The organism is Burkholderia sp. USMB20, assembly GCF_000949135.2.
Taxonomy (GTDB): domain Bacteria; phylum Pseudomonadota; class Gammaproteobacteria; order Burkholderiales; family Burkholderiaceae; genus Burkholderia.
The window spans coordinates 142,164-154,870 of sequence record NZ_JTAN02000014.1; the positions used below are offsets into that span (position 1 = coordinate 142,164).

Below are 12,707 nucleotides of genomic sequence, written 5' to 3' on the forward strand. Positions count from 1 at the left end.
AAATGAACGTAATGATGTCGGTCGTCTGCGACACTTGTGAGGTCCAGACCAACCTTCGTGTTGGAATGTCGAATCGAGACGTCCAGCCATTTCGCTTTTGCTGTCCGTCGTGCGGCTCACCGATTGACTTCACGCTTGGCGAGAGACCCGGCGAGGGTAAGGATCTAGCCGGCGCCCACGAAATTCCAGCGGACGGGCCTTTCGATGATGCGACGCACTTTGTCGACCTGCATCTGGATTTTCCAGTTAAGTTTGGCAAGTATATCATGGGCCATACGCCATTCATGATGGCGCTTCAGCAAATTGGCGCCGAAAGATTTCAGCTTCATAACGAGAGGCTGAACGAGTTGAATTTGGTCTATAAGGTGCAGGCCGAAATACGGAACCTGATAAGGTTGTACTCCGGCAAGGACAAGCAGCTTTTCACGGGCAAGGTCGAGAAGTTCCTGAAAACGAAACTCAAATCGAGCCGTCCGCAAGATATCAATGCAGGGTTGTACCTTCTTGTGTCGTTCGCCTTCAAACCGTTCGTGAATATTCACAGCGTGAAGGAGGTGGCTGAGGGCTATCCGAATTTTCTGATGTATCTTTCCGGCAAGGATAAGGCGAAGATCGACGGCTTTATTGATCACTTGGTCGACACTGGTTTTTTGCGTAACGTTCAGCTTGACGGGCTTGAACTTTACCCGGCGATTCTCGACGCAGAGTTGGCTCTGCGCCCCGCGCTGATGCTTGATTTTGACGACACGTACCAACCCGGTGGTTTGTCGCCGGCTCGGGTTTCTACCGATAAGTTCAACCAGTACAAGGATTTATACAAGGACGTTGCGGAGGTCATCAACCGTCAGTTGGTGATCGTCGCAGGCTTAAACAATCTGCTGCATCGCGGTGGCTATGATTCATTTCCTGACCTTGGGCCGAAGAGAAGGGCGCCGAAGTCGTTGCACGAGTATGCAGATGTGTCGCTCGGCGCGAAGCCCGAATGGCTAGACAATTGTTGGTTCTTCTTCGATAAGGATGCAGTCGACAACCAGTTGCGCAACGCAATAGCACATTACAAGGCGGAGTATGACGAGACAACGCAACTCATCACGTATTACCCAAAGCTGGAGGGTATGGAGCAAGAGAAGGCACAGACGATGTACTTTCTCGATTTCATGCGTAAGCTGCTCTGCGCTTTTCGAGAGATGAACTACTTGCATCACCTTGTCAAATCAATCTATTTCTACAGAATTTTGATTCAAAAGAAGGGCGATTGAGCTGGATGTGGAAAACAATCAAGTGCCTTGAATAAAATGCGATCTAGATAGATACTTGCCAATTTTTACATTATTACGGTAGGGCGTAGGAGCTCGTGTAAGGCAGTCTATCAACCGCTTGGTTTTTGTCTCCAAAACGCAGGGTTTTAATTCATGCCATTAAGTTCAAATACTCTTACACACTTCACTCGGGAAAAAGAAGCGCTTTTCGGCATTCTTGAAGGGTACTTCAAGGTTTTTTTCTGCAAGGAAGTTGTTCGTTTGACGCAGGGAAAGCGTTGGAGCTTTTATGCTCCAATGGTTAGCTTTTGCGACATTCCAATGTCTGAAATCAAAGATCACATCAGAAAGTATGGTTCGTATGGAATCGGGTTAACAAAGGAATGGGCCATGCGAAATGGGTTAAATCCCGTGCTTTACGTTGCTCCTAACTCGTTGCTCTCTGCGAGTTATAGGAATGCAATGCGCGATTCATTAGATGCGCCGGAGGGTGGCGCGGTGGGGTTGGCATTTCTGGATGTTTTGCGGTATATGAAAAACTACGAAGGCCCTTTGGAGCGTAAAGTCGAGACCCTCGAGAATTACAGATTTTCGGACGAGCGGGAGTGGAGGTATTCGCCGCCGCGTTCTGATAACAAGCGAGTAATTGTTTCGGTACCTAAATACGAAGAAAAACCGGAAGAATTTTATGGCATGTATAGTGATTGCCGGCTCGAATTTTCGCCCAATGATATAAAATATATTATCATAAATGACGACTCTGAAATAAGGGAGGTGATAAATCATTTGCGCGATGCAAACGGGAGAAAGCACTCGCTTGATGAAATTGAGCGCCTTACGAGTAGAATTTTAACGACCGAGCAGATAAAAGGGGACTTCTGATAGTAACTTGTGCCAGCGCTGTATTTGAAGCAGTGCGGCCTATTACTACGATTGAGATGCGGCTTTGCGTGGGGTGCCGTGCCAGCAAAGCCATCCTGTAACCCATGCATCGACGTTCCTAAGCATCCCCTGTTCAAGGCTCGCCACTTCCGCCTCCGGCTGGCGAGCGACATCCCGGGTGTCTACTCGGAACCGTTCTTGCGGCAGTCGCGGGTAACATCGACCACGCCCGCGTCGAACTCCACCGGACCGTCGTTCGCTGAACCTATAGCGAGGGTGAAGTGGGATGCTATATGTCGGATAATAAAGTGGATGCGATAGACAAAAGGCGGGGTGCGCGGTCGTGCACGCGTCGCTGGTCACCGCGTCTTCGGGCGCGATGCCTTGAGGGCAGCGGCACGCTGACGCCGACGCTCGGCGCGCTTCGTCAACCACTCGACGATCCGGCCGTGTCGCGCGACGGCGTTTTCGTATCCATAGGTGTTGGCGGTTCGATACACGTGGCCCGGTTCAAACACATAGTGAACGAAAGGCGGCTCCGCGCCATCGCTTGCATAGCCGAGGAAAATCGTCCAGACGCGCGTGTTCTCTGCAACGGTCGTGTCTCCGATATCTTGATCCTCGTGCTTGCAACGCGTCTCTAGGTCGACCTCGACGGGTTCGTGCTGGTCGTTCAATATGTAATGGGGCACGATACACTCAGAACGCTGTATGGATATACAGTTTATCGCGGGGTACGATGGTGCCGTCAACTCGAAAAACTGGGGCACGACTGGCGTCTGCGGAAGGAGGGGCGCAGGCCCCGATGAGCATCAAGTGGTGCGATACAGGCGCTGTGTCAACGGCAGACGGGGCGAACATGAAAAGGTCAATTCTTGCCGTGCTGATTGCTACGGTATCAATGTACGCTTCGGCGTTTGACGTCGACGGCTTCCGGACTGGCATGAGCGTGAACGAAGTGGCTACGATCGTGCGCGGGCAGGGCTGGGAGCTTGGCGCGAACAAGATGATTGCTGGCCTGTATACGGAGGCCCACTATGGCGCGGACGGTAAGGTAGCCGAGCTTGGTCCTGAGAATTTCTCATTCTGCAATGGCCGGCTTATCGCATACTCCCGGGAACTGGACTTCGATACGGAGTATGTGTCGCAGCTGCGCGAAATGATCGCAAGATACGGAAGTCAGCCGATGGTTGAAGTTAGGCAACAGACATGGAGTGGCCCGGGTGGTGGCTATATCTCTAGCGTTGCGACTAAGTGGTCCGTCGGCCGCGAACGTGTCGAAATATCATTCATACCAGAGGGGCGTACCGGCAATGGGGCGCTGAAGAACTATCGAGGCGCGCACATATCCTACGTTTTCCCCGGGCAGTGCCCCGCGCATTGAGTGATGGGACAACGTGGAGGGAGTGGGCCGTGTGCACGAATTACGTCGCGCCGGGCGAGGATGCTGGTCTGAGCGAACTGAAGATCAACAGCTTCATCGACCTGTACCGCTGGACGCCGTGGAAGCCGGAAATATATCAAGACTATGCGGCTCCCATCGTCGCAAGTGTCGAGGGGCAATTCAAACCGCTGATTGCAGGGTTCGGATTCTGGCCGCGCGCATTGCAGAAAGCCAATTTCGAGAAGGCGAAAGCCCAAGGGCGTAAGCCGCCGATAATGCGCTCGACAATGAATGTGCGCGACGACAACATCGGGAAGTCGCCGTTATACGCGCCTGCATGGCGCGCGGGGCGTCGCTGCCTGATTCCTGCCGCCTGGATTTATGAGCCGAATTGGGAGACGGGCAAGCATATCCGCTATCGGATCGGCCTCGCCGGATGGCGGCCGTTGTGCGTCGCCGGCATCTGGCGAACGCTCGCGTATGAGGACGGCTCCGAGCATCACACGATGGCGATGATTACGGTCAATGCCGATGAGCACCCGATCATGAAACACATGCACCGACCCGGCGACGAGAAACGCTCGGTCGTAATCCTGCGGCCGGAAGATTGGGAGGAATGGCTGACGACGACGAATGTTGAAGCCGCCCGCGCGATGCTACAGCTATATCCGGCGGATGACATGGCTGCTGAGCCTGCAATTTCTTGATAGCCGGCGATGTTGCTATCCACGCCACCACAATAATTCCGGAGGAGGTCAATGCATGTTTGAACAGTTGCTGCCGATAGATTCTGATCTGGTGACCGGCTTTATGGGGGTTTTCTCGCGCTACGAATATGCGTTGAAGAATTCCGGTTTCGCAAACGGTGGCGAAGAGGAGGTAAGGCCGAACTGGGATGCATTCGCCCGAGACATCGCTGACGAATTTGACAGGCTCGACAAGCCCCGTTTTCGCGAGGCTGTCGACTATCTCGTGACATCCCCGCCGCGAAAGCAAGTGCTTATCGGTCAGAGGTTGGAGTGGAAAGAATCCCCGCCCAATGGGGCGGCCCGCGTTTCGAGTCAAGCCTTGCTGATGGTCAGGCGAGTGAGAAATAACCTCTGCCACGGGGGGAAGTACTGGATACCGGACGATGAACGCAGAGGCCGTAACGAAAAGTTGGTGAAGGCTTCGCTCGCGGTTCTGCTTGCTTGTTTGCCGTTGAATGCTGATGTGCGCGACACATTCGGCCCACTCTTTGACGACGCAGACCGTCTGTGCCGGCTGGCGGCATAGGCACAGCATGACGTAGTCGTTCGCTGCGCGCTAGCTCCGAAGTGGCGGTGACCGAGGGGCGGCGCACCTACAGGTCGAGCGACTGCTTCTGGCGGATCGCGGCCGGCTGCTGACCTGCAACGCGCGACCGGCGCAGATTGACCCGAAGCGGCCGGTCACGTTGACCCGTAGCGGACGATCCGGTTTCTCCGGCAATAATGGTAGATTAGGCTATCGCCTATAAAGGGGGCCTGCATGGCAGTCCGTCGACTCGAAGATATTCAGCGTGAGGCAATCGGCGCAAGGTCGCGCCTCTCTATTCAGCGCTGGGAAACAATGCAGTTTGACGTGCAATTGAGGATGGCTTCGCTTAAAAACCTCATTGGCTCTGCTGAAAACGACGAGATTCATCGTCATGTCGTGGTCGCTTTGATTGCTGCGTTGCAAACCTACTTTCGCGGAACAATTGTTGCCATCACTGACTCTGGTGACGACTATCGCGAGCGAGCAGCGGAACGCATCACCGAAAAAATTTCGATGAAGGATGCATTGACATGGTTCAGCGGCAAGTCAGTGACGTTCGGGGAGCTTGTAGCGCATGTCGCCTCTTGCAATTCGGCGACCGACGTCATGTCGTGGCTAGGCTCGCTGCTGAACTGCAACTTTAGAGACGCCTTAGCGAGTTCGGTCTCCGAGTACGATCAACGTAACGGGAAGGTGGATCCGCCGCTGATTGTGTCCGACGTTGAGAAGCTGCTCTCTGAACTCAGCGAAACCTTCAGGTTGCGACATATCCTTGCACATGAAGCCGCGACTAGTTTGCAAATAGATGCTGACGCCTGCAGAACTATGTGGAATGCAGTGCAGACGTTGCTTCGCGGCACTAACGCTGTGTTGTGGGCGACGGTCTATAAGAAACTCCCGTTGACGCAGGCTGAAATGACAAAACACGCCTATGCAGACGTTCTAGAGGCGAGGAAGGAGTTAGCCGAAATACTGAGGCACGCGCGAAATCTTGCCTGTCGTGATGGTGCGTCCGCATGGCTTCGAGCAACTCACTTTGCTTGGATGAAGGTTATGGCGGATTGGTACAGGAATACATATTGGAAGCTTCAAGGATCAATGTGGCCGGCAGTCTCCGAGGCAGATCGTGCTGCGGCTATTCGTAGCCGCGTGAAGCAGATTTCGCAATGGGTCCAATGGCAGCAACCAGAGCGACCCTGACGCTGCATCGATTGTCGACCATTCGAAAGCAATGTCGAACGGCCGCTCCTGGCCGAACTGAGTCAGACGATCTGACGCTGTCTGTTTGGTTTAGTCCAGCCTCATACGAATTTTCGCCCCCATTTATCTCCCATGATGCTATGAAATCCTTTATTTATAGGGGTGTTCGAGTCCGGCCTCACGCACCACGAAGTCGAACGGGCTCCGCCCAAGGGCCGTTCAAAAAAAAGCGCCGCGCGTCGACCGACCGCGGCGCTTTGTCGTTCCGCGCGCGCCTAGTCCCAGAAACTCCGCACCGCGACCGCCACGATCACCGGCACCGAAAACACCAGCGGAATCGCGAAATACTGCGCTTCGCGATCGACGATCCAGCTATAGATCAACCACGCGACGCCGATCGCGAACGTGACGAGGCCGACCAGCACCGCGGCGATATTCAGGGCGAGCTTCGAAGGCTGGCGGCGCGCTTTGTCGTTGGTGTCGGGTTCGCGCGGAGACGATTTCATCTGAAGAAGGGCCCAAGCCTGGCAGGTATAAAAGCACAGGAAACCCCATCCGCACCGATCGCGCAAGGGCCGGCCCCGTCTCGTTGGTGAGCGCGCGTTACAACCCGAACGACACGGCCAGTTCGTCGAGCAGCTCGCGCTGGAACGTGACGAACCGCTCGCCTGGCTGCTGCGCGATCGCGAGGTCGAGCATCGGATCGGCGACCTCGGTGCGGATACCGGCCAGTTCCTCGACGATCGCGAGTCCGCAGAACGGCACGTAAGCCTCCGAATAGCCGCCTTCGTGCACGATCACGAGCCGTCCGTCGCAGTGGCGCCGTGCCGCCTCCTTCACCGCTCGCGTCATGTACCGGTAACTGTCGGTATGCAACTGCATGCGCGCGAGCGGGTCGACCGCGCTTGCATCGAGACCGCTCGCGACGACGATCAGCTCCGGCCGGAACCGTTCCAGCGCCGGCAGCACGATCCGCTCGAACGCATGGCGATACGCGTCGTCGCCGCTGCCCGCGAGCAGCGGCACGTTCAGGTTCGCGCCGACGCCCGCGCCTTCGCCGCGCTCGTCGCCGCCGCTGTAGCCGGGCGGAAAGCAGCGGTCCTGGTGCAGCGAGATCGTCAGCGTGTCCGGATCGTCGTAGTAGATCGACTGCGTGCCGTTGCCGTGATGCACGTCCCAGTCGATCACCGCGACGCGCTCGATCGCATGCTTCGCGCGCGCGGCCTCGATCGCGATCGGGATGTTCGCGAGCAGGCAGAAGCCCATCGGGCGATCGCGCAGGCAGTGATGGCCAGGCGGGCGCGACAGCGAGAACGCGTTGGCCGCATGCCCGCCGACGACCGTGTCGACTGCCGCGATCGCGAGGCCGGCGGACAGCGCGGCGATCTCGTAGCTCCCTTTGCCGAACGGCGCGAGATCGCCGAGGTCGCCGCCGTTCGCATCGCTGAGCGCGCGGAACGCGTCGAGATAGCTCGCCGGATGAATCCGCAGCAGATCGCCGGTGGTGGCCGGCGCGGCACCGCGCAGGTCGAGGTGAGCGGCAAGGCCCGACGCCTGCACGAGCGACAGGAAGCGCCGCTTCGAATCGGGCGATTCCGCGTAGCCGGCGCTCGATGGCGGCTGGACCCAGCCGCCGACCGGGAAGAACAGCGCGTGCGTGCCGCCGGTGTGCCAGAACGTGCGTTCGTCGGTGAAGAAGGCAGTGCGATTCATGGATGTGCTTGACCTGTCACGGTTGGGAGGAAACGGCAGCCGCGGCAATCCGCGCGCGGCGATCGATATGGCGCAGCGCGGCGAACGACGCGATCGCGACGGCAGTGGCGGCCGCGAACAGCGCGTGCATCGTGCCGCCGGCATCGAGCAACAGCCCGGCGAGCAGCGGGCCGGCCGCGAGGCCCGCACCGATCACGAAATTGAGCGTCGCGACGAGGCGCCCGGACGTATCGATCTGCGCGACGGTCGCGAGAATGAACGGCAGTACGAACGTCCACGCGAACTTGAACGCGAAGATCGCGGCGCTGTAGCCGTGCGCATGCGGCAGCGCGGCGAGTGCGACGAGCGACGCCGCGAGCAGCGCGTAACCGGTGGCCAGCATCGTGCGCCGCGCAAGCCGGCCGCCCGCGCAGGATGCGAGCGCCGCGCCGGCAATCCCCATCACGCTCGCGATCGCGAGCACGTTGCCGGTCGATTGCGGATCGAGTCCGGCTTCCGCCGCCGCGCGGCTCGCGAAGGTCCACACGCTGCCGATCGCGAGATAGAACGTCAGCACCGCACCGATCGCGAGCGCGACGAAGCGCTGCGGCGTCGCGGCGCCGCGCGCGGCCCGCGCCGACGCGCGCCGCGCACCGAGCGTCGCCGGAAAGCCGCGCGACAGCGGCGCGGCAAGCAGCGCGAGCACGGCCAGCGCGACGTACAGCGCGCGCAGCCCGAACGCGGCGAACACGTGCGGCAGCACGAACAGGCCGATCGCGCCGGCGATCAACTGGCCGACGACCCAGAGGCCGTACACGCGATCGCTGTTCTCGCTGGTGGCCGCACTGGTCATGCAGAGCACCATCAGCGAGCCGCCGCCGAGCGCGGTGACGGCTCGCAGCGCGAGCAGCGTGACGAAGCCGGGCATCCACAGTGCGGTCAGGAGATTGCCCGCGCCGAACAGCGCGATCGCGCAGGCGGCAACGCGGCGCGCATCGACGCGGCCGAGCCACAGGTACGACGGCACGGTCGCGAGGCTGAACGCACCGAGTTCGACGAAGAAGTAGGTGCCGATCTGCGACGCGGACAGCCCGAGTTGCGTCGCCAACTGACCGGCAACGGCCGGCGCGACGAGCAGCAGCAGCGGCGTGATGGCCGCGAACACGACGAGGGCGACGAGCGTCGAGCGCGCGAACGGCGACGCGCGGCCGTCGGACGGCAGTGCGGCATCGGTGGAGCAAAGGGTTTTCATGGCGGGATCTCGCTGGACGGAATCAGAACAGGTGGTACATGCCGACCATCGCGCCGAACTGCGATGCGCCGGCGAGCGGCGTCGGGTCGTATTCGTAGACGGTCTGCGAACTCTGGCCGCTGTTGCGCGCATAACCGAGGTTCAGGTAGGCGACGGTGCGTTTCGACAGCGCGTAGGTGGTGCTCGCGATGAACAGCGTCGGGTGGCCGATCGCCGGCGTATGCGAATCGGTGTGGTAGACGCCCGCGTTCAGCCCGATTCCGCCCGACGTCAGGTAGCGCGCGCCGCCCCAGACGATCGTGCGCGCCGCATCGAGGTCGCCGGTCAGGCGTTCGACGCCCGCGTAGACGGTGAGCGGCAGCGTCGCGAACGCATAACGCGCGGCGAGCGTGCCGAGCTCGCGGCGGCGCGCGGACGCGTCGTCAGCCGCCGACGCGTCGCCGTGCGCCTGATGCAGCACCGCGCTGACCGACAGCCCGTTGCTCGTGTACTGGCCGCCGAGTTCGAGCACGCGCCCGGCGCGCGTATTGCCCGCGACGCCGGCGGTCGCGGCGAGGGCCTCGACATCGAAGCCGGCGAACGCCGGCGACTGGTACTTGATCGAGTGGTCGATGAAGTTCGCGTTCATCGGCACGAGCACGCCCTGGCCGCTGTACGACGCGTACCACAGCGGGTCGTAGAACAGCGTCTTGTCGAACAGCACGCTGAACTGCCGGCCGAGCGTGACGGTGCCGACGGGCCCCGCGATGCCGACGTACGCGCCGCGGAAGAACGCGTAGCCGGGGACGGTCGCGGTGCCGTCGTTGAGGTTGAGACCCTGTTCGAGCTTGAACAGCGCGCGCCAGCCGCCGCCGAGATCCTCGCTGCCCTTGAGCCCGACCTGCGACGGCAGGATGCCGTAGTTCTGCAACTGCACGGCCGCGTGCCGTCCGTCGGCATGCGTCAGGTACTGCACGCCGGCGTCGAGCGCGCCGTACAGCGTGAGGGTCGATTGCGCGTGCGCGGCGAGGCTGCACGCGGCGAGCGCAACGGCGGCCGTCGCCGTGCGGATGAAGCGGGGTGTCATCACGTGGGGTTCTCCATACCGTCCTGCATCGTTTGTCGTTGGTGTTGTCGCGACGCAGTGTCCGCAGCGGGAAAACCGGCGAACAGTCGTGCAGATGAACGGTATGGAAAACCCGCGGTGCACGGCATGGACGCGCCGCGACGCCGTGGCGCGGCGTGCTGCGCGGCAGCAACGGGCGGCGTCCCGTTCAAATGGATGGGGCTGTCGTGTACTCCGGCGGCGGCGCCCGCCAAAAATGCCGGTCGCTATAATCGGCCGGTCTGCGTTGCGCGCATCAGCGGCCCGATCGGGCAGGGGAGCGGAAGGTGAGGATCACGACGGATATCGGGCAGGATCTCGACGCGTTGCGCGACGTGCCGGCCGCGATCGTGCTCGACGAATCCGCGTGGCCGCCGCTGCCGCCGCGCCGCGCCGATTTCGACGGCGTGACGCGCGGCGACGCGGCGCGGCGCGAACTCGGCCTGATGCTGCTCGATCTGTACGCGCTCGCCGCGCAGTCGGGCATCGGCGAATTCGAGTGCCGCTTCTTTTCGCTGCTGCAGGGGCTCATCCCGTTCGACGCCGCGTGGACCGGCGTCGCGACGCACGTGCCGACCGGCCCCGTGATGCACAACAGTTTCCTGTACCGTCTGCCGCATGCGTTCTTCAGCGACTGGAAACGCGTGCGCGACTGCGATCCGCTCGCGCAGCGCACGCTGCTCGGCGCGCACGGTCGCGCGGTGCGATTGTCGGTCGTCGAGCCCGGGTTCGACGCGCGGTTTCGCGACTGGTGCGTGAAGTACGGGCTGGCGCAACTGATGTGCGTGTGTACGCTCGACCGCCGCTTCGGGCTGACGACGTTCATGTCGATCTACCGCCAGGGCCTGAACCGTCCGTTCAGCGACGACGACGCGAGCCGCTTCGAGGAGGTGATCCCGCATCTGGCGGCCGCGCTGACGATCAATCGCGCGGCGCAGCTCACGCGCGAGCGCGGCGACGCGGTGGCGCCGGCGGCGCGCGCGCTGTGCGACAACTTCGGCGTGCTGCATCACGCCGATCACGGCTTCGACGACGTGCTGCGCACCGAATGGCCGGCGTGGACGGGCCCGCGCGTACCGGAGCCGCTGGTCGCGCACGTGCGGCGCCAGTCGGGCCAGCCGTTCATCGGCGATGCGTTGCGCATCCGGTGCGTGCCCGTCGCGGGACTGTTCCAGATCGAGGCGCGGCCGCGCTCGCTGCTCGACCGGCTGAGTCCGCGCGAGCTGGCGGCGATCCGCTATTACGGTGCCGGCCGTTCGCACAAGGAGGTCGCGCAGCAGATGGCGATTTCGCCGACGACCGTGCGTCACTACCTGCGCTGCGCGTACCGCAAGCTCGGCATGCACGACAAGAGCCAGATCGCCGGCGTGCTCGGCGCGACGGGCGGCCCGACCGACGACGAGCCGGTGGAGGCGGGTGGCGCGGCGCGCTGAATCGCTCGTTCCGGCACAGGCATGCGGGTGCCGGCGCGAATGGTTGTATCCGCAACCATTGAGCGTTATGCTCGTCAGCTCCCGGTAGACGGATTTCCATCATGAACGACACGAATTCAGGGTCGGTGCGCGCGGCGGTGGTCGGTGTCGGCGCGATCGGCGGGTTGCTCGCGGCCGCGCTGTCGCGGGCCGGCATGACGGTGAGCGCATTCGCGCGCGGTGCGACGCTCGATGCACTGGACACGCACGGCGTGCGCGTGCTCGACGAGGCGGGCGTCATGTCGTCGGTCCCGGTGCGCGCGAGCGACGACGCGGCCGTGCTCGGCGTGCAGGACTACGTGGTGATCGCGCTGAAGGCGCAGGCGCTGCCGGCGCTGGCCGCGCGCATCGCGCCGCTGGTCGGGCCCGGCACGGTGATCGTCGCCGCGATGAACGGGCTGCCGTGGTGGTTCACGCACGGGCTCGCGGGCCCGCTCGACGGCGTGCCGCTCGACGCGATCGACCCGGCGGGTGCGGTCTCGGCGGCGTTGCCGCCCGCACAGGCGATCGGCTGCGTCGTGCACCTGTCGTCGAGCACCGATGCGCCGGGGGTCGTGCGCCGCGGCCGCGGCAACCGCCTGATCGTCGGCTCGCCCGATCACCGGCTCGCCGCGCCGACCGCGCGGTTCGCGGCGGCGCTCGCCGCGGGCGGCTTCGACGTCGAGTCGACGCCGGCGATCCGCACCGAGATCTGGGCGAAGCTGTGGGGCAACATGAACATGAATCCGTTGAGCGCGCTGACGGGTTCGACCGCCGAGCAGCTGCTCGACGATCCGTTCACGCGGGATCTCGCGTTGCGGATGATGGAGGAGGCGGCCGCGATCGGCGCGCAGCTCGGCCTCGATGCGGGGATGAGCGGGCCGGAGCGGATTGCCGTGACGCGCAAGCTCGGCGCGTTCAAGACATCGATGCTGCAGGATTTCGAGGCCGGGCGGCCGCTGGAAATCGGGCCGATCCTCGGTGTGTTTCCGGAACTGGGGCGCAAGCTCGGCGTGCCGACGCCGTATTGCGACGCGGTGCTGGGGTTGCTGCGTCAGCGTGCGGCGAACAGCGGGCTGTAGCGGAGCGAGAGCGCGGCGGCGATGGCCGGCATGCAGGGAAGAATGACGAAACGGCGAGCGGTCGCCCGGGCCGCCGCCCACGCTTGCGCGACTCGGGCGGCCCGCGGGATTCATCCGAATAAATCCGGGTAAAGCGGCAGGCG

Annotated in this window: 13 protein-coding genes; 8 read left to right on the top strand and 5 right to left on the bottom strand. The window is 62.1% G+C overall.

The features are described 5' to 3' along the window. The first annotated feature begins 11 nt into the window (after window positions 1-11). Both PL79_RS19025 and PL79_RS19030 read left to right on the top strand, forming a co-directional pair. Window positions 12-1,259 carry a hypothetical protein gene (locus tag PL79_RS19025; protein ID WP_135801097.1) on the top strand — a complete coding sequence of 416 codons (1,248 nt, stop codon included), beginning with the start codon at window positions 12-14 and terminating at the stop codon, window positions 1,257-1,259. A 153-nt stretch (window positions 1,260-1,412) separates the two neighbouring features. Next, window positions 1,413-2,141, top strand: a complete 729-nt coding sequence (locus PL79_RS19030; RefSeq protein WP_082088442.1) for an abortive infection system antitoxin AbiGi family protein — start codon at window positions 1,413-1,415, stop codon at window positions 2,139-2,141. A gap of 359 nt (window positions 2,142-2,500) precedes the next feature. Here PL79_RS19030 and PL79_RS19035 read toward each other — a convergent pair whose 3' ends face one another. Beyond that, a complete protein-coding gene (locus tag PL79_RS19035; RefSeq protein WP_044843688.1) occupies window positions 2,501-2,818 on the bottom strand; it encodes a hypothetical protein in 318 nt (105 codons plus the stop codon). 128 nt (window positions 2,819-2,946) lie between these two features. Here PL79_RS19035 and PL79_RS19040 point away from each other — a divergent pair, with 128 nt between their 5' ends. From PL79_RS19040 to PL79_RS19055, 4 genes are all read left to right on the top strand, one after another. Then, window positions 2,947-3,525: a hypothetical protein gene (locus PL79_RS19040; protein ID WP_135801098.1), complete on the top strand. Its 579-nt coding sequence runs from the start codon at window positions 2,947-2,949 to the stop codon at window positions 3,523-3,525. Between the two features lie 29 nt (window positions 3,526-3,554). Next, window positions 3,555-4,232 carry an SOS response-associated peptidase family protein gene (locus PL79_RS19045; RefSeq protein ID WP_044843781.1) on the top strand — a complete coding sequence of 226 codons (678 nt, stop codon included), beginning with the start codon at window positions 3,555-3,557 and terminating at the stop codon, window positions 4,230-4,232. A 55-nt stretch (window positions 4,233-4,287) separates the two neighbouring features. Further along, window positions 4,288-4,800 carry a hypothetical protein gene (locus tag PL79_RS19050; RefSeq protein ID WP_044843686.1) on the top strand — a complete coding sequence of 171 codons (513 nt, stop codon included), beginning with the start codon at window positions 4,288-4,290 and terminating at the stop codon, window positions 4,798-4,800. A gap of 234 nt (window positions 4,801-5,034) precedes the next feature. Next, window positions 5,035-6,003, top strand: a complete 969-nt coding sequence (locus tag PL79_RS19055) for a hypothetical protein (protein ID WP_135801099.1) — start codon at window positions 5,035-5,037, stop codon at window positions 6,001-6,003. A gap of 275 nt (window positions 6,004-6,278) precedes the next feature. Here PL79_RS19055 and PL79_RS19060 read toward each other — a convergent pair whose 3' ends face one another. The 4 genes from PL79_RS19060 to PL79_RS19075 form a co-directional block, all read right to left on the bottom strand. Continuing rightward, the gene (locus PL79_RS19060) at window positions 6,279-6,509 is read right to left on the bottom strand and encodes a hypothetical protein (protein ID WP_044843684.1); all 231 of its coding nucleotides are present in this window, start codon (window positions 6,507-6,509) and stop codon (window positions 6,279-6,281) included. Window positions 6,510-6,606: 97 nt separating this feature from the next. Then, on the bottom strand, window positions 6,607-7,716 hold the full coding sequence (locus tag PL79_RS19065) for a class II histone deacetylase (protein ID WP_044843683.1): 1,110 nt from the start codon (window positions 7,714-7,716) through the stop codon (window positions 6,607-6,609). 16 nt (window positions 7,717-7,732) lie between these two features. Then, window positions 7,733-8,947: an MFS transporter gene (locus PL79_RS19070; RefSeq protein WP_044843682.1), complete on the bottom strand. Its 1,215-nt coding sequence runs from the start codon at window positions 8,945-8,947 to the stop codon at window positions 7,733-7,735. A gap of 22 nt (window positions 8,948-8,969) precedes the next feature. Next, window positions 8,970-10,016 carry a porin gene (locus PL79_RS19075; RefSeq protein ID WP_044843681.1) on the bottom strand — a complete coding sequence of 349 codons (1,047 nt, stop codon included), beginning with the start codon at window positions 10,014-10,016 and terminating at the stop codon, window positions 8,970-8,972. Between the two features lie 302 nt (window positions 10,017-10,318). Between PL79_RS19075 and PL79_RS19080 the strand changes: the two genes are divergently transcribed. Both PL79_RS19080 and PL79_RS19085 read left to right on the top strand, forming a co-directional pair. Beyond that, a complete protein-coding gene (locus PL79_RS19080) occupies window positions 10,319-11,464 on the top strand; it encodes a helix-turn-helix transcriptional regulator (protein ID WP_044843680.1) in 1,146 nt (381 codons plus the stop codon). Between the two features lie 101 nt (window positions 11,465-11,565). Next, window positions 11,566-12,564, top strand: coding sequence for a 2-dehydropantoate 2-reductase (locus PL79_RS19085; protein ID WP_044843679.1), 999 nt, complete (start codon window positions 11,566-11,568; stop codon window positions 12,562-12,564). Window positions 12,565-12,707: the final 143 nt, after the last annotated feature.